Genomic DNA, 17,464 nt, shown 5'->3' with positions numbered 1-17,464 from the left:
GCGTAAGTGTGTGTTGTTTGGGTTCCGACCGTACGTCGAGAACCACAAAGTGGACGCGTTCATCTCGCAGAAGAACAAAGGGTGTTATCAAGTCGTCGGCTTATTAGTACCAGTCAGCTGCACACGTTGCCGTGCTTCCACATCTGGCCTATCAACCCAGTAGTCTGGCTGGGAGCCTCTCCACCCGAAGGTGATGGAAGTCTCATCTTGAGGCCGGCTTCCCGCTTAGATGCTTTCAGCGGTTATCCATCCCGAACGTAGCTAACCAGCGGTGCTCCTGGCGGAACAACTGGCACACCAGAGGTTCGTCCAACCCGGTCCTCTCGTACTAGGGTCAGATCCTCTCAAACTTCCTACGCGCGCAGCGGATAGGGACCGAACTGTCTCACGACGTTCTAAACCCAGCTCGCGTACCGCTTTAATGGGCGAACAGCCCAACCCTTGGGACCTACTCCAGCCCCAGGATGCGACGAGCCGACATCGAGGTGCCAAACCATGCCGTCGATATGGACTCTTGGGCAAGATCAGCCTGTTATCCCCGAGGTACCTTTTATCCGTTGAGCGACAGCGCTTCCACAAGCCACTGCCGGATCACTAGTCCCGACTTTCGTCCCTGCTCGACCTGTCAGTCTCACAGTCAAGCTCCCTTGTGCACTTACACTCGCCACCTGATTGCCAACCAGGTTGAGGGAACCTTTGGGCGCCTCCGTTACTTTTTGGGAGGCAACCGCCCCAGTTAAACTACCCACCAGGCACTGTCCCTGAACCGGATCACGGTTCGAAGTTAGATATCCAGAGTGACCAGAGTGGTATTTCAACAATGACTCCACGAATACTGGCGTACCCGCTTCATAGTCTCCCACCTATCCTACACAAGCCACACCGAACACCAATACCAAGCTGTAGTAAAGGTCACGGGGTCTTTCCGTCCTGCTGCGCGTAACGAGCATCTTTACTCGTAATGCAATTTCGCCGAGTTCGCGGTTGAGACAGTTGGGAAGTCGTTACGCCATTCGTGCAGGTCGGAACTTACCCGACAAGGAATTTCGCTACCTTAGGATGGTTATAGTTACCACCGCCGTTTACTGGGGCTTAAATTCTCAGCTTCGCCACAAGTGGCTAACCGGTCCTCTTAACCTTCCAGCACCGGGCAGGCGTCAGTCCGTATACATCGACTTGCGTCTTCGCACGGACCTGTGTTTTTAGTAAACAGTCGCTACCCACTAGTCTCTGCGGCCACCACACCCTTTCCCCAGCAAGTGGGTATAAGTGGGTGGCCCCCTTCTCCCGAAGTTACGGGGGCATTTTGCCGAGTTCCTTAACCACGATTCTCTCGATCTCCTTGGTATTCTCTACCTGACCACCTGAGTCGGTTTGGGGTACGGGCGGCTGGAACCTCGCGTCGATGCTTTTCTCGGCAGCATAGGATCACCCACTTTTCATCCGCATCGTGTCTCACCCTGCATGAGCGACGGATTTGCCTATCGCTCGGGCTACGCACTTGCACCAGGACAACCATCGCCTGGCATGGGCTACCTTCCTGCGTCACACCTGTTAATACGCTCACTCCACCAGATGGGGTCGCATGCCGCCACACGATCGTCCCCGAAGGGATCCCCGTGTCTTGGGATGCTTAGCACTCCTGACTTCGTGTGGGCGGTTCTTCGCCGGTACGGGAATATCAACCCGTTGTCCATCGACTACGCCTGTCGGCCTCGCCTTAGGTCCCGACTTACCCAGGGAAGATTAGCTTGACCCTGGAACCCTTGGTCTTCCGGAGGACGTGTTTCTCACACGTCTTTCGCTACTCATGCCTGCATTCTCACTCGTGTGGCGTCCACGGCTGGATCACTCCGCCGCTTCACCCGCCACACGACGCTCTCCTACCCATCAACACGGCTGGACCACGAAGGCCTACCAAAAATGTCAATGCCACAACTTCGGTGGCGTGCTTGAGCCCCGTTACATTGTCGGCGCGGAATCACTTGACCAGTGAGCTATTACGCACTCTTTCAAGGGTGGCTGCTTCTAAGCCAACCTCCTGGTTGTCTAAGCAACTCCACATCCTTTTCCACTTAGCACGCGCTTAGGGACCTTAGATGGTGGTCTGGGTTGTTTCCCTCTCGACTATGAAGCTTATCCCCCACAGTCTCACTGCTGCGCTCTCACTTACCGGCATTCGGAGTTTGGCTGACGTCAGTAACCTGGTCGGGCCCATCGGCCATCCAGTAGCTCTACCTCCGGCAAGAAACACGCAACGCTGCACCTAAATGCATTTCGGAGAGAACCAGCTATCACGAAGTTTGATTGGCCTTTCACCCCTATCCACAGCTCATCCCCTCAGTTTTCAACCTAAGTGGGTTCGGCCCTCCACGACGTCTTACCGTCGCTTCAGCCTGGCCATGGATAGATCACTTCGCTTCGGGTCTAGGACATGCGACTGTATCGCCCTATTCAGACTCGCTTTCGCTACGGCTACCCCACACGGGTTAACCTCGCCACATATCACTAACTCGCAGGCTCATTCTTCAAAAGGCACGCTGTCACCCCTACCATGGAGGCTCCAACGGTTTGTAAGCAAACGGTTTCAGGTACTATTTCACTCCCCTCCCGGGGTACTTTTCACCTTTCCCTCACGGTACTTGTCCGCTATCGGTCATCTGGGAGTATTTAGGCTTATCAGGTGGTCCTGACAGATTCACACGGGATTTCACGGGCCCCGTGCTACTTGGGATCCCCTCCACGCTGCACCAAGCATTTCGACTACGGGGCTGGCACCCACTATGGCCGGCCTTTCAAGACCGTTCGTCTACACTCGCGCATCACGCCCACTGTTCGGCAGAACAATAAGGAGGGTCCCACAACCCCGCTCCTGCAACCCCTGCCGGGTATCACACAGAAGCGGTTTAGCCTCATCCGCTTTCGCTCGCCACTACTCACGGAATCACATGTTGTTTTCTCTTCCTGCGGGTACTGAGATGTTTCACTTCCCCGCGTTCCCTCTACCCGCCCTATATATTCAGACGGGAGTCACCAGGTCGCACAAACGCCTGGCGGGGTTTCCCCATTCGGACACCCTCGGATCAAAACTCGCTTATCAGTTCCCCGAGGCTTATCGCAGATTGCTACGTCCTTCTTCGGCTCCAGATGCCAAGGCATCCACCGTTTGCTCTTAAAGACTTGAAATCACATGAGATAGGCCAACGCCAGGAAAAGCGTTGACCCGGTTTTCTTTAAGATGCTCGCGTCCACTGTGTAGTTCTCAAAGTACGGGCGGTCCCCCCAAGCCACACCCCAACCGGGGAATGCCAAGAAGGGCCACAAGGGTCGGTTCGACACAACCGTGCCGGCCCGGTCCCTCAGGACCCAACAGCGTGCAGCCACCGACCCTCAACCCCGGAACGTTCCTGCAGCAAGCTGCGTACTGATTCCGAGACCAAGCCTCGACGGCATGTCAAATGTTCCACCCATGAGCCCCAGCGAAGAACATGTGCCTTCGTACTGGGTTCTGGACACCCGAAAGTGTCAGATGCTCCTTAGAAAGGAGGTGATCCAGCCGCACCTTCCGGTACGGCTACCTTGTTACGACTTAGTCCTAATTACCGATCCCACCTTCGACGGCTCCCTCCACAAGGGTTAGGCCACCGGCTTCAGGTGTTACCGACTTTCATGACTTGACGGGCGGTGTGTACAAGACCCGGGAACGTATTCACCGCAGCGTTGCTGATCTGCGATTACTAGCGACTCCGACTTCACGTAGTCGAGTTGCAGACTACGATCCGAACTGGGACCGGCTTTTTGGGATTCGCTCCACCTCACGGTATCGCAGCCCATTGTACCGGCCATTGTAGCATGCGTGAAGCCCAAGACATAAGGGGCATGATGATTTGACGTCATCCCCACCTTCCTCCGAGTTGACCCCGGCAGTATCCCATGAGTTCCCACCATTACGTGCTGGCAACATAGAACGAGGGTTGCGCTCGTTGCGGGACTTAACCCAACATCTCACGACACGAGCTGACGACAACCATGCACCACCTGTTCACCAGTGTCCAAAGAGTCCCCCATTTCTGGGGTGTTCTGGTGTATGTCAAGCCTTGGTAAGGTTCTTCGCGTTGCATCGAATTAATCCGCATGCTCCGCCGCTTGTGCGGGTCCCCGTCAATTCCTTTGAGTTTTAGCCTTGCGGCCGTACTCCCCAGGCGGGGAACTTAATGCGTTAGCTGCGTCACGGAATCCGTGGAAAGGACCCCACAACTAGTTCCCAACGTTTACGGGGTGGACTACCAGGGTATCTAAGCCTGTTTGCTCCCCACCCTTTCGCTCCTCAGCGTCAGTTACGGCCCAGAGATCTGCCTTCGCCATCGGTGTTCCTCCTGATATCTGCGCATTCCACCGCTACACCAGGAATTCCAATCTCCCCTACCGCACTCAAGTCTGCCCGTACCCACCGCAAGCCTCAGGTTGAGCCTGAGGATTTCACGGCAGACGCGACAAACCGCCTACGAGCTCTTTACGCCCAATAATTCCGGATAACGCTTGCACCCTACGTATTACCGCGGCTGCTGGCACGTAGTTAGCCGGTGCTTTTTCTGCAGGTACCGTCACTTTCGCTTCTTCCCTGCTAAAAGAGGTTTACAACCCGAAGGCCGTCATCCCTCACGCGGCGTTGCTGCATCAGGCTTCCGCCCATTGTGCAATATTCCCCACTGCTGCCTCCCGTAGGAGTCTGGGCCGTGTCTCAGTCCCAGTGTGGCCGGTCACCCTCTCAGGCCGGCTACCCGTCGACGCCTTGGTGAGCCATTACCCCACCAACAAGCTGATAGGCCGCGAGCCCATCCCCAACCAAAAAATCTTTCCAACCACAGACCATGCGGCCATGGCACATATCCAGTATTAGACACCGTTTCCAGCGCTTATCCCAGAGTCAGGGGCAGGTTGCTCACGTGTTACTCACCCGTTCGCCACTAATCCCCCAGAGCAAGCTCCAGGTTCATCGTTCGACTTGCATGTGTTAAGCACGCCGCCAGCGTTCATCCTGAGCCAGGATCAAACTCTCCGTAAAAAACAGATGCATACCAACCAGCCGGAAAAAGACCAGAAAGCAGCGAGTTCAATCATGACCAAAAAACGAACATCATTGCTGACATCCATATAAATTGATCCAAAGGAATCTCACCCCAACCAAAAAGGTCAGGGACGAGGTTATTTGGCATTTGACAAGTGCACGCTGTTGAGTTCTCAAGGATCGGACGCACCCACACACCCACCACAAACCGTGACAGAGACGCGCAGGGCAACTTCACAACCATAAACCGGCGAGTCGGCGACTGTCAAAACAGCCTGTCCGGGGCCGGGACCTTCCATCTTAGCCCCACGAAGCCGTGGGATCAAGTGATGGGAGGTGGTCCGCCGCTTGGAGGGGAGCTGGGCCTTCCGGCCTTCCGCTCAACCGCTTGGGGCGAACTCGTAATAACTTACGCGGATCCCCCGGGTCCGGCAAATCCGCACCGGATCTCGGGCGTGTCGCGCCCGTCCGCCGGCGTAGCCTGTCCCCATGACCCCCGTACCGAGCACCTCGGCGCTCGAGCGCATCCGTGCGGATCTCGCCATGGATGCTCCGCCGTCCGCTGGCTTCTTCGCTCCCCCGCATCCTGTACCCCTGCCCTCGCGTCTCGCCACGGGCGAGCTGGCCTGGGCCTCCGTGGTCGCCGCGCTGCTCGCCTCGGGTTCTCCTTTCGCCGGGGTCCCCGATCCCGACCGGATCGCTGCGACGTACCGCAGCGCTGCGCTGCTGACCCTCGACGGTACGGCGCCCTCCGTCTGGGCGCCCCTCTCCGGTTTCTGGCGCACTTCGGACGGGTGGGTGCGCACCCACGCGAACTACCCGCATCACGCCGCCGCACTCCGCGACGCACTCACGCTGCGGGAGGGGCAGGATCCGGCGGCGGCGTTCACGGCCGACAGCACGACCTCGATCGTCGCGCGCATCACCAGCGCCGGCGGGCTCGCTGTCCCCGTGCTCCCCGAGGCTCCCGCGCACGACACCGCACTCCGACGCGCTCCTCTGATCGAGACCATCGACCTGGGTCCGGCACCCGGGAGCCGCGCTTCCCTCGATGCCGGCCCCCTCACCGGCATCCGGGTCCTCGACCTCACCCGCGTGATCGCGGGGCCCGTGTGCACACGTACCCTCGCGGCGCTCGGCGCGGACGTGCTGCGCATCGATCCGCCGCATCTGCCGGAGCCGGCGTGGCAGCACCTCGACACCGGACACGCCAAGCGGACCGCGCTGCTCGACGCTCGCTCCGAGCGTTTCGCGCAGCTGCTGTCGACGGCCGACGTCGTCGTACTCGGCTACCGGCCGGCCGGGCTCTCGCGGCTCGATCTCTCGCCCGAAGCGCTCGCCGAACGGCATCCTGGGATCGTGATCGCACAGCTCAGCGCATGGGGCGCCGACCAACCCGACCGACGAGGGTTCGACAGTCTGGTGCAGGCCGAGTCCGGGATCGCGATGGTCGAGTCCCCCGACGGCTCGACGCCCGGAGTACTTCCCGCCCAGGCCCTCGATCACTCCGCCGGCTACCTGCTCGCGGCCGGAGTCTGCATGGCGCTGCGCCGGCGCGCCGGCCGTACGCTGCTCGTCCGCACCTCGCTGCGCCGCGTCGCGGCCGAGCTGCTGGGCATGCCGCGCACCGCCTCGCCGGGAGCGCCGACCACCGATGACCCGGACCGGCACACCGAGGAGTTCGGTGTCGGTGATCGCCTCGTCCGAACGGTCCGATCGGCCCTGCCGGGGCACCCGTTCGCCGCACCGCGGCCATGGGGCGGCGACGAACCCACCTGGTGAGCCGGGATCACCGGTCTCGGGATGCCACGCGTGCAGGCATCCGGACGGCGATCACCCCGCACAGCGCCAGCGTCGCCACACCCCACAGCCCGCATACGGGCGGAAGCGTCCGGTACGCGAGGTGCGCCGGGGTGAACTCGGCGGTGAAGGGTCCCCAGACCGCATGGCCCGCGGCGACCGCGAGCACCATCATCAGCGGCAGCGCGCCGATCCACACGGTCGGCACCCAGCGCGGCAGTCGCTGCGCGGCGGGGTGCACCGGACGGCGTCTCAGCCACAGCACTGCGTACACCGCCAGGACGATGAGCCCGATCAGCCCCGATCCGTACTGCAGCCACTTGTACCCGAGGAGTCCGCCCCACTGCTCGTCGAGGACCGGGAACAGCTCCACGCCCCACCGGCCCTCATGCGTGAACGAGTCCCACAGGATGTGCGAGGCGACGCCGATCATCAGAGAGACGAGCAGGAGGAGCGGATACCAGCGCCGCCCCGGGCGCCAGAACGTCTCGCGCGCCGCATCCGCACCTCTCGTCCGCCACTCGCCCGGCAGACGGGCGGCGACGGCGGCCGGCACCAGCTCGACGGATGCCGGGCGCAGCACCACCCGCCAGATCAGGAGCAGCACCGCGGCGAGCAGGCTCGTCCAGAGCAGATTCGGCACCGCATGCAGGAACCCGTAGTCGGGACCGAACGCCCGGAGGAACAGCGGCAGGTCGGGGGTCATCGCCCCGATCGCCACCGCCGCCGGCACCAGCGGTGTGCGCACGAACGGCAGGGCGACGATGGCGTGGCTCGGAGTGAAGGGCACCCGTCGACGCTATCAACAGCCCCGGCGTCGCTCCTGGGCGTCGACGCCCCCTCCGATTCGCGTCAGCCCGAGGGGCGTCGGCGATCAGGCGGTGTCGGCGAAAGGGAGCTCAGGCGGCGAAGACGCCGGCGAGCGTCTTCTTGCCGCGGCGCAGCACCGAGACACCGCCCGGAAGCCCGAACGACACCGTGGCCTCGACGTCCTCGACACGCTGCCCGTCGACCGAGACACCGCCCTGCGAGATCGCGCGACGCGCCTCGGAGGCGCTCGAGACCAGACCGGTCGCGACGAGCGCGTCGAGCACCGAGGTTCCGGCATCGACCGTCGCGTTGGGCAGCTCATCGAGGGCGGTGCGCAGCGTCGCGGCATCGAGCGACGAGAGATCGCCCTGGCCGAACAGCGCCTCGGATGCAGCGATCACGGCTGCCGCCGGCATCCGCGCCGTGCACGGTCGCGACGACCTCGAGTGCCAGCCTCTTCTGCGCGGCGCGGCGGAACGGCTCGGTCTCGACGAGCTGCGCGTACTCCTCGATCTGGGCGCGCGTGAGGAACGTGAAGATCTTCAGCCGCTCGACGACATCGGCATCGGCCGTGCCCAGCCAGAACTGGTACATGCGGTACGGGCTGCACATGTCGGCGTCCAGCCAGATCGCGTTGCCCTCGCTCTTGCCGAACTTGGTGCCGTCGCTGTTCGTGATCAGCGGCGTGCCGATCGCGTGCGCGGAGACGCCCTCGACGCGGTGGATCAGGTCGGTGCCGCTGGTGAGGTTGCCCCACTGATCGCTGCCTCCGGTCTGCAGCATGCAGTCGTACTGCCGGTGCAGTTCGAGGAAGTCCATGCCCTGCAGGATCTGGTAGCTGAACTCGGTGTAGCTGATCCCGGCATCCGAATTCAGGCGCGCGGCGACAGCGTCCTTCTTCAGCATGGTGCCGACGCGGTAGTGCTTGCCGATCTCGCGCAGGAAGTCGATCGCCGACATCGGTGCGGTCCAGTCGAGGTTGTTCACGATGCGCGCCGAGTTCTCGCCCTCGAAGCTGAGGAAGCGCTCGACCTGGGCGCGCAGCCGGCCCACCCACTCCTCGACGGTCTCACGGGTGTTCAGCGTGCGCTCGGCGGTGGGACGAGGGTCGCCGATCAGGCCGGTCGATCCGCCGACCAGCCCGAGCGGCTTATGCCCGGCGAGCTGGATGCGGCGCAGCAGCAGCAGCTGCACGAGGTTTCCCAGATGCAGGCTCGGAGCCGTGGGGTCGAAGCCGCAGTAATACGTGATCGGGTCCCCGGAGAGCAGCGCGCGCAGCGCTTCCTGATCGGTGGACACGTGGACGAGTCCGCGCCACAGCAGCTCGTCCCACACGTTCTCGAACGTGGGATCGAGTGCCACCGGCGCTGTCGTCAGAGCGGTTTCAGACACGCGCTCAAGGCTATCAGCGGCGCGCTCAGACGTTCGCCGCCCACCACACCAGCAGGGCGCCGCCGAGCGCCATCGCCCAGCTGACCAGGCTGCCCACCAGGAAGTACTCCGCCCTGGCTCCGGTCTCGCCGTCCTTGGAGATCTCGGGGAACCGCACGATGCCCTTCGCGGCGAGCAGCGCGGCCAGCAGGGAGTATGCCGGGACGAGCATGAGCAGGAAGGCGAGCATCCGCTCCAGAGGCCCGATCAGCCGTCCGCCCTTGAAGCCGCCCTCTTCGGCGGTCGGCTTCCAGGTGTGCTCCCCGGCCAGGGCGGCGCGGACCACGACGTTGCCCGATTCCAGCAGGAAGACGACGATACCCAGTGCCAGCACGGCGAGGTCGGGCGAGATCCGGCCGAACGGAGATTCCAGCGCCCAGCCGACGGGGGCGCGATCTCCGAGCACGACCACCGAGACGACCGATGCCACGGCCAGGAGCACCGCCGGCCAGAAGCCCTGCCGGCGCTCCGGCTGATCAGGCATGCTGAGCAGCCAGGCGACCGCCCCGGCGGCCGCGGCGAGCATGTACCCCGCGGCATCGCAGAAGGAGCCGATGAGGAACAGCGCCAGCGCGGCGACGACGTACCCGACCCATCGACGGGATGCGGGCACGAACTGGCGCACCAGATCGACCGCGCCGACAGCGAACAGCAGCAGGCCGGCGAGGATCATGCGAGCGCTCCCCGCAGCTGTTCGACGCCGGCGATGAGCACGGTCGCGCCCGATCCGCGCAGCGCCTTGGAGACGCTGGGCTGCGTCACCCCCTCCTGCTCGGCGAGATCCTGCTGCGACAGGCCCTCCATCCGGCCGAGGGTCAGGCGCCGTTCCCGCCCACTCATGCGCGAGACGGTCTCATCGCGCAGCAGCAGGTACGCGTTGGATGCGGCGATGACGGAGGGCATGACCTCATCCTGCCCCGGAGCGCCGACAATCCAGCTGCGGATGCCCGGCATGGCTCGCTCCCGCTCCTGCACGGACTCGATCGCGTCGCGGGCCGCGTACCAGCCGGTGCCGTCGGAGAGCTCGCCGTGCGCGGAGGACAGCGCCCGCACCTCGCCGATGCCGAGGCCGAAGCGGAACTCCACGCCGTCGGGCAGCGCGAGCTGCACGAGCAGCAGCGAGATCAGGGCGTCCTCGAGCCGGGTGTAGACGCCCTGCTGCTCGTCGCCGACGGTCGGGCGGAGCGGTCGCAGCGCCAGCGGATGCCGGGCCTCGACACGCGCGATCGTGTCATCGAGCTGCTGCTGCGCAGCGGCACGATCCTGCAGCCGGCGAGAGCCGACGATGTCTGCGATCACGGCGATCACCATGGCATAACCGTAACACGAATATGCTGAGAATATGCGTTTATCGGTTATTTTCTCCGGATATGCCTCTTATAGGCATGTCGTGAGCGCCTCAGAGGCCCAGCGCGTGAGCTGCCGCCTGAGCACGGCCGACCAGCTCGACGCGCTGCTCCGCCACCCGCGCAGGCGCGGTGCCGCCGGCGCCGGAGCGGGAGGCCACCGATCCCTCGATCGACAGCACTTCGCGCACCTCCGGCGTGAGATGCTCCGAGACCGACAGCAGCAGCTCGTCCGAAGCATCCTCCAGGCCGATCCCCCGCTCCTCGCAGGCCCGCACCAGGGCGCCCGAGATCTCGTGGGCGTCACGGAACGGCACCCGGCGCTTGACCAGCCACTCCGCCACATCGGTTGCGAGCGAGAAGCCCTGGGGGGCGAGCTCCGCCATCCGCGCGGTGTCGAACCGCAGCGTCGCCACCATCCCCGCGAACGCGGGCAGCACGACCTCCAGCGTGACGACGGAGTCGAACACCGGCTCCTTGTCCTCCTGCAGGTCGCGGTTGTACGCCAGCGGCAGGCCCTTGAGCGTCGCGAGCAGCCCCGTCAGGTTGCCGATCAACCGGCCGGACTTGCCACGGGCGAGCTCGGCGATGTCGGGGTTCTTCTTCTGCGGCATGATGCTCGACCCCGTCGAGTAGGCATCGTCCAGCGTCACGAACCCGAACTCGCGCGTGTTCCACAGGATGATCTCCTCGGACAGCCGCGACAGATCGATACCGGTCATCGCCGTGACGAACGCGAACTCCGCCACCACGTCGCGCGCGGCCGTGCCGTCGAGCGAGTTCTCCGCCGGACGGTCCAGCCCGAGCTCTCGCGCGACCAGCGCGGGGTCGAGCCCCAGCGTGGATCCGGCCAGCGCACCTCCGCCGTACGGGGAGACGCCCGCGCGACGGCGCCAGTCCACCAGCCGCTCCAGCTCGCGCACGAGCGGCCAGGCGTGCGCCTGCAGATGATGCGCGAGCAGCACCGGCTGCGCGTGCTGCAGGTGCGTGCGACCGGGCAGGATCGCATCGGGGTGCGCCTCGGCCTGGGCGACGAGCGCATCGATGACGCGCAGCAGATCGCGCGCGATCACCCTCGCGTGGTCGATGAGGTACATGCGCACCAGCGTCGCGATCTGGTCGTTGCGGCTGCGGCCCGCCCGCAGGCGGCCGCCCAGCTCGGCGCCGACTTCGGCGATGAGCGCCTTCTCGAGCGCGCCGTGCACGTCCTCGTCACCGGGATCCGGCAGCAGCGTTCCGTCCGCGATCCTCGCAGCCAGGGCGTCGAGCCCCTCGTGCATCCGCCTGGCCTCGTCGGGCTCCAGGTATCCCGCGGCCTCCAGAGCGGTGGCGTGCGCATGCGAACCGGCGATGTCGTACGGCGCGAGAACCCAGTCGAAGTGCGTGGAGCGGCTCAGGTCGGCGAGCTCGGCGAGGGCCCGCCGGCGAAACGGGCACCCCAGAGGGCTCCCTCGTTCGTGCCGTGGGTCACTTCGTCTCGCTCCGCTCGCTCAGTACGGCGCTCGCTCATGCTGCCGCCTCCTGCTTGCCGAGCAGCCACACCAGCAGCGCCTTCTGCGCGTGCAGACGGTTCTCCGCCTCGTCCCACACCACGCTCTGCGGTCCGTCGATCACCTCGGTGTCGACCTCGTAGCCGCGGTCGGCCGGCAGGCAGTGGATGAAGATCGACTCGGGATCGGCGAGGCTCATGATCTCGGAGGTCACCTTGTATCCGCCGAGGTCGCGCAGCCGCTGCTTCTTCTCCTCCTCCTTGCCCATCGACACCCACGTGTCGGTGACGATCACGTCGGCGCCGAGGGCTGCCTCACGAGGGTCGTCGAGCAGGGTGACCGAGCCGCCGGTCTCGGCGGCGCGGCGCTCGGCGTCGACGACCACGTCGGCGCGCGGCGCGTAGGCCTCGGGCGAGGCCATCCGCACGTGCATCCCCGCGGTGACGCCGGCCAGCAGGTAGGAGTGCGCCATGTTGCTGCGCGCATCGCCGAAGAAGGTCAGCGTGAGCCCGGCGAGCTCGCCCTTGTGCTCGCGGATCGTGAGCAGATCCGCCAGCAGCTGGCACGGGTGGAAGTCATCCGAGAGCGCGTTGATCACGGGCACGCGCGTGCCGCGCGCCATCTCCTCCAGCCCCTGCTGGGCGTAGGTGCGCCACACGATCGCGGCGACCTGGCGCTCCAGCACGCGCGCCGTGTCGGAAGGGGTCTCCTTGCCGCCGAGCTGGCTGTTGGCAGTCGAGATGATCAGCGGAGAGCCACCGAGGTCGGCGATGCCGACCGCGAACGACACCCGGGTGCGGGTGGACGACTTGTCGAAGATCACGGCGACCGTCTGCGGACCGGCCAGCGCCTTGTTCGCCCAGCGATCCTTCTTCAGCTCGAGCGCGAGATCGAGGATCTCGGACTGCTCGGCGGGGGTCAGGTCGTCGTCGCGCAGCAGGTGGCGGGTCACTTCGTCTCGATTCTCTCGCTCAGTGCATCGCATGCGGTGTTCTCCGTAGTGGTGAGAGTGGATGCCACGGCGCCGAGCGCCTGGCCGAACAGGTCGAGGAACTCCGCCACCTCGGCATCGCCGATCGTGTAGGCGGGTGCGATGCGGATGGCGTCCTCGGTGGGTGCGTTGATGATGAGCCCGCGCTCCTGGGCGGCCTCGCGCACGGCCGCGGCCACCGGATGCGACAGGGTGATGCCGATGAGCAGACCGGCGCCGCGGGTGCCGGACACCAGCGGCAGGCTCTCGACGCCGGCGCGCAGCTCGGCACCGCGCGCGTTCACGTTCGCGAGCAGATCCTCGTCCTCGATGTGGCCGAGCACCGCGTTCGCGACGGCTGCGGCGAGCGGGTTGCCGCCGAACGTGGAGTTGTGGGTGCCCGGATAGAACAGGTCGCTCGCGGCACCGAACGTGACGAGCGCACCGAGCGGGAAGCCCGCGCCGATGCTCTTCGCCAGCGTGATCGCATCCGGCACGACACCGAACCGCTGGAAGGCGAACCACTCGCCGAGCCGGCCCGACCCCGTCTGCACCTCGTCGAGGATCAGCAGCGCATCGTGCTGCGTGGCGAGCTCGCGGGCCCGCTGCAGGAAGCCGTCCGGCAGCTCGATGACTCCCGCCTCGCCCTGGATGGGCTCGATGAAGATCGCGGCCACCGAATCGTCGAACGCGGCCTCGAGGCTCTCCACGGAGTGCTCCACCGTACGGACATCCGGCACGGCCGGCTGGAACGGGTCGCGGTAGATCGCCTTGGGCGTCAGCGACAGCGCGCCCATGGTGCGGCCGTGGAACGCGCCGTCCAGCACGAGGATCGTGGTGCGACCCGTCTCGTGCCCGTGCACCGGCCGTGAGCCGTGCAGCCGGGCGAGCTTGATCGCCGTCTCGTTCGCCTCGGTGCCGGAGTTGGTCAGGAACACGCGGCCCTGCTCCCCTGTGCCGGCGAGCCGCTTCAGCCGTGCGGCGAGCTCGAGCTGAGCCGGGGAGGCGAAGTAGTTCGACACGTGCGCGAGAGTCGCCGCCTGCCGGGACACGGCATCCACGAACACCGGATGCGCATGCCCGAGGCAGTTCACCGCGATGCCGCCGAGGAAGTCCAGGTAGCGGGTGCCGTCGATGTCCCACACATGCGAGCCCTCACCGCGCGTGAGCAGCGCGAGCCGTCCGCCCAGGCTCATCAGGTCGCGCGACGCGTCGTTCTTCCAGTCGCTCACTTCGTCTCGCTCCGCTCGCTCAGTGCGACGCATCCGCTACCACTTCCGTTCCGATTCCCTTGCTGGTGAAGAGCTCCACGAGTACCGAGTGCGGCACCCGGCCGTCGATGATCGCCGCGGCGTCGACCCCGCCCTCGACGGCATCGAGGCAGGCGCGCATCTTCGGGATCATCCCGGACTCCAGCCGCGGCAGCATCTCGGTGAGCGCCTCAGCGGTCAGGTGCGACACCAGTGAGTCGCGATTGGGCCAGTCCGCGTACAGACCGGGCACATCGGTGAGGACGACCAGCTTGCGCGCGCCCAGCGCGACGGCCAGGGCGGATGCCGGCGGCATCCGCATTCACGTTCAGCGACTGCCCCGGGTGGTCGAGGTCCGGCGCGATCGAGGAGACGACCGGGATCCGGCCGGCCGCGAGGTGATCGAGCACCGGGGTCGGGTCGACCTGCACGACGTCGCCGACGCGGCCGAGGTCGACCTCCTCGCCGTCGATCATGACGCCGCGACGGCGGCCGCCGAACAGCCCGGCGTCCTCACCGCTCAGACCGGTCGCGATCGGGCCGTGCGAGTTGATCTTGCCGACCAGCTGCGGGTTGACCTGCCCGGTCAGCACCATCCGGACGACGCTGATCGCCTCGGTGTTGGTGACCCGGTAGCCGCCCTTGAACTCGCTCGGGATGTCGAGCCGGTCGAGCATGGTCGAGATCTGCGGGCCGCCGCCGTGCACGACGACGGGCTGCACGCCGACGTAGCGCAGATAGGCGATGTCCTGGGCGAAGGCGTCCTGCAGCTCGTCGCTGACCATGGCGTTGCCGCCGTACTTGACCACGACGATCTGGTCGCGGAACTTCTTCAGCCACGGCAGTGACTCGATGAGCGTGGCGGCCTTCTCGGCGGCCACGTCGGGCGGGGTGTCCTGCAGATCCGTCATGAGGAGTAGGCGCTGTTCTCGTGCACGTAGTCGTGGGTGAGGTCGTTGGTGAGGATGGTGGCGGTCTGGCCGCCGACCTTCAGGTCGATGATGAGGTCGGTCGCGCGCGGGGTCAGGTCGACCTCCTCGCGCGGGCGGTCGGGGCCGCCGGCCGTGCAGACGCGGACGCCGTTCATGAACACGTCGGTGTCGTACGGGTCGAACTCGGCGCTCGTGGTGCCGATCGCCGCGAGCACGCGGCCCCAGTTCGGATCGTTGCCGAAGATCGCGGCCTTGAACAGGTTGTTGCGCGCCACCGAGCGGCCCACCTCGACGGCGTCGGCGACGGATGCCGCACCGCCGGACCTCGATCGTGATGTCATGGCTGGCCCCCTCGGCGTCCTGCTGCAGCTTCTTGGCGAGCTGTGCGCACAGGTCGGCGAGCGCAGCGTCGAACGCGTCCGGGTCGGGCTTGACGCCGCTCGCGCCGTTGGCGAGCAGCGTGACCTGGTCGTTCGTCGACATGCAGCCGTCGGAGTCGAGCCGGTCGAACGTCGTGCCGGTGGCGCGGCGCAGCGCGGCATCCGCCTCGTGCGCCTCGAGGTCGGCATCGGTGGTGATCACGACGAGCATCGTGGCAAGCCCCGGCGCCAGCATCCCCGCGCCCTTCGCCATGCCGCCGATCGTCCACCCGTCACCGCTGACCATCGCGGTCTTCGAGACGGTGTCGGTCGTCATGATCGCCTCGGCGGCTGCCTGGCCGCCGTCGGACGACAGGCCCGCGATGCCGCGCTCGACGCCGTCGAGCACCTTGGCCCGGAATGCCTCGTCACCGGTGCCGATCAGGCCTGTGGAGCAGACCACGATGTCGCCGGCGCTCACTCCGAGCAGCTCGGCGGCCTTCTCGGCCGTGAGGTGGCTGGTCTGGAAGCCGAATTCGCCCGTGAAGCAGTTCGCTCCCCCGGAGTTCAGCACGATGGCCTCGACGATCCTGTCGGCCACGACCTGCTGCGACCACAGGATGGGGTTCGCCTTCGCACGGTTGCTGGTGAAGACGGCGGTGCCGACCTTGCGGGGGCCGCGATTGACGACGACGGCCACGTCGGGCCTCCCGGTCGACTTCAGGCCGGTGACGACGCCGGCCGCCTCGAATCCCTGGGGTGCGGTGACGGTCACGGGGCGACTCCGTTCACGGTGAGAGCGCGGTCCTCGGGAAGGCCGAGCGCGATGTTCATGGACTGGACGGCAGCGCCTGCGGTGCCCTTGACGAGGTTGTCGACGGCCGTGACCACGGTGACGCGGTTCGCGGCCCGGTCGATCGCGAGTCCGATCAGGGCGGTGTTGGCGCCGAGCACGTCAGCCGTGCGCGGGAAGTGTCCTTCGGGCAGCAGGTGCACGAAGGTCTCGTCACCGTAGGCATGCTGCCAGGCGTCCCGGATGTCGGCGTCGCTCGCGTCCGCCACGATCGGAGCGGTCGAGGTGGCGAGGATGCCGCGTGCCATGGGCACGAGCACAGGGGTGAACGAGATGCGGATGTCGTCAGGCGTTTCGTCTCGCTGCGCTCGCTCAACGACCGAAGGGCGGGCCGCGGCGAGCGCCTGGCGGATCTCGGGGATGTGCCGGTGCGTGCCGCCGACCGCGTAGGGGTTGGCGGTGCCGAGCAGCTCGCTGCCCAGCAGGTGCGGTTTGAGGCTCTTGCCGGCGCCGGAGGGGCCCACCGCGAGCACCGTGACGATGTCCCCCGGATCGATGACGCCCGCGGCCACGCCGGGCGCGAGGCTGAGGCTCACGGTCGACGCGTTGCAGCCCGGGGCCGCGATGCGGGTCGCGCCGCGCAGGTTCTCGCGCTGCTTCACTCCCCCGACGGTCAGCTCGGGCACGCCGTAGGTCCACGGCTCGTGGAAGCCGCCGCCGTAGAACGCGTCCCAGGCCGCGCGCGAGGTGAGCCGGTGGTCCGCACCGGCGTCGATCACGAGAGGGGCGTCGCCGAGCGCGTCGGTGTACTGCCCGGACTGCCCGTGCGGAAGAGCGAGGAACACGATGTCGTGCCCGGAGAGGATCTCGGGCGTCGTGTCCTGCAGGGTGAGATGGGCGAGCGAGCGCAGGTGCGGCTGGTGCTGCACAAGCGGCTGACCGGCGTTGGAGTGCGCGGTGACGGTGCGGATCTCTATGTCGGGATGCGCGGCGAGGAGGCGCAGGATCTCGCCGCCCGCATAGCCGGATGCGCCGGAGACGGCGACGGAAAACGTCATGGATCTACCTTAACGGTCGGAGTGGGAGAGGACCGGGGCGGCGACACCGGCACTCATCCCGTCCGAACGCAGGACAGGAGCGCGGGGTCGCCTAGAGTCGGCGGCCGCCACGGCGTCGGCGCACGGGTGCAGCGCTCAGAACGAGCGGTGCGAGCAT

The 17,464-nt window shown here is 65.9% G+C and carries 7 protein-coding genes, 2 rRNA genes and 4 pseudogenes; 1 reads left to right on the top strand and 12 read right to left on the bottom strand.

Annotated features, from left to right (window positions below):
- Positions 1–83: 83 nt before the first annotated feature.
- Together L2X99_RS03140 and L2X99_RS03135 are read right to left on the bottom strand one after the other, a co-directional pair.
- Positions 84–3,186 (bottom strand): 23S ribosomal RNA (locus L2X99_RS03140).
- A 354-nt stretch (positions 3,187–3,540) separates the two neighbouring features.
- Positions 3,541–5,065: ribosomal RNA gene (locus L2X99_RS03135) — 16S ribosomal RNA — on the bottom strand.
- Together the 16S and 23S rRNA genes form the textbook arrangement of a ribosomal RNA operon.
- 492 nt (positions 5,066–5,557) lie before the next feature.
- Here L2X99_RS03135 and L2X99_RS03130 point away from each other — a divergent pair.
- Positions 5,558–6,850, top strand: a complete 1,293-nt coding sequence (locus L2X99_RS03130; RefSeq protein WP_236135619.1) for a CoA transferase — start codon at positions 5,558–5,560, stop codon at positions 6,848–6,850.
- Positions 6,851–6,857: 7 nt separating this feature from the next.
- Here the strand turns inward: L2X99_RS03130 and L2X99_RS03125 are convergent, their stop codons facing one another.
- From L2X99_RS03125 to argC, 10 genes and pseudogenes are all read right to left on the bottom strand, one after another.
- Positions 6,858–7,658 (bottom strand): DUF4184 family protein, encoded by an 801-nt coding sequence (locus tag L2X99_RS03125; protein WP_236125111.1) that lies wholly within the window; start codon positions 7,656–7,658, stop codon positions 6,858–6,860.
- A gap of 109 nt (positions 7,659–7,767) precedes the next feature.
- Positions 7,768–9,070, bottom strand: a pseudogene (gene tyrS, locus L2X99_RS03120) (tyrosine--tRNA ligase).
- 25 nt (positions 9,071–9,095) lie between these two features.
- Positions 9,096–9,782 carry a hypothetical protein gene (locus L2X99_RS03115; RefSeq protein ID WP_236125113.1) on the bottom strand — a complete coding sequence of 229 codons (687 nt, stop codon included), beginning with the start codon at positions 9,780–9,782 and terminating at the stop codon, positions 9,096–9,098.
- Positions 9,779–10,420 (bottom strand): SatD family protein, encoded by a 642-nt coding sequence (locus L2X99_RS03110; RefSeq protein ID WP_236125114.1) that lies wholly within the window; start codon positions 10,418–10,420, stop codon positions 9,779–9,781. The genes L2X99_RS03115 and L2X99_RS03110 overlap by 4 nt, the downstream gene beginning before the upstream one ends.
- 88 nt (positions 10,421–10,508) lie before the next feature.
- Positions 10,509–11,965, bottom strand: a pseudogene (gene argH / locus L2X99_RS03105) (argininosuccinate lyase).
- The gene (gene argF / locus L2X99_RS03100) at positions 11,962–12,897 is read right to left on the bottom strand and encodes an ornithine carbamoyltransferase (protein WP_236125115.1); all 936 of its coding nucleotides are present in this window, start codon (positions 12,895–12,897) and stop codon (positions 11,962–11,964) included. Before argF ends, argH begins: the two are co-directional and overlap by 4 nt.
- Positions 12,894–14,180: an acetylornithine transaminase gene (locus tag L2X99_RS03095; RefSeq protein ID WP_442923492.1), complete on the bottom strand. Its 1,287-nt coding sequence runs from the start codon at positions 14,178–14,180 to the stop codon at positions 12,894–12,896. Before L2X99_RS03095 ends, argF begins: the two co-directional genes overlap by 4 nt.
- Positions 14,167–15,076, bottom strand: a pseudogene (argB, locus tag L2X99_RS03090) (acetylglutamate kinase). Before argB ends, L2X99_RS03095 begins: the two are co-directional and overlap by 14 nt.
- A pseudogene (gene argJ / locus L2X99_RS03085) lies at positions 15,073–16,231 on the bottom strand (bifunctional glutamate N-acetyltransferase/amino-acid acetyltransferase ArgJ). The pseudogenes argB and argJ overlap by 4 nt, the downstream one beginning before the upstream one ends.
- Positions 16,228–17,307 (bottom strand): N-acetyl-gamma-glutamyl-phosphate reductase, encoded by a 1,080-nt coding sequence (gene argC, locus L2X99_RS03080; protein WP_236135618.1) that lies wholly within the window; start codon positions 17,305–17,307, stop codon positions 16,228–16,230. Before argC ends, argJ begins: the two are co-directional and overlap by 4 nt.
- Positions 17,308–17,464: the final 157 nt, after the last annotated feature.

This window comes from Microbacterium sp. KUDC0406, from assembly GCF_021582875.1.
Taxonomy (GTDB): Bacteria; Actinomycetota; Actinomycetes; order Actinomycetales; family Microbacteriaceae; genus Microbacterium.
The sequence above is the reverse complement of the archived record's forward strand: the minus strand, read 5'-3'. Positions and strand labels throughout refer to the sequence as shown.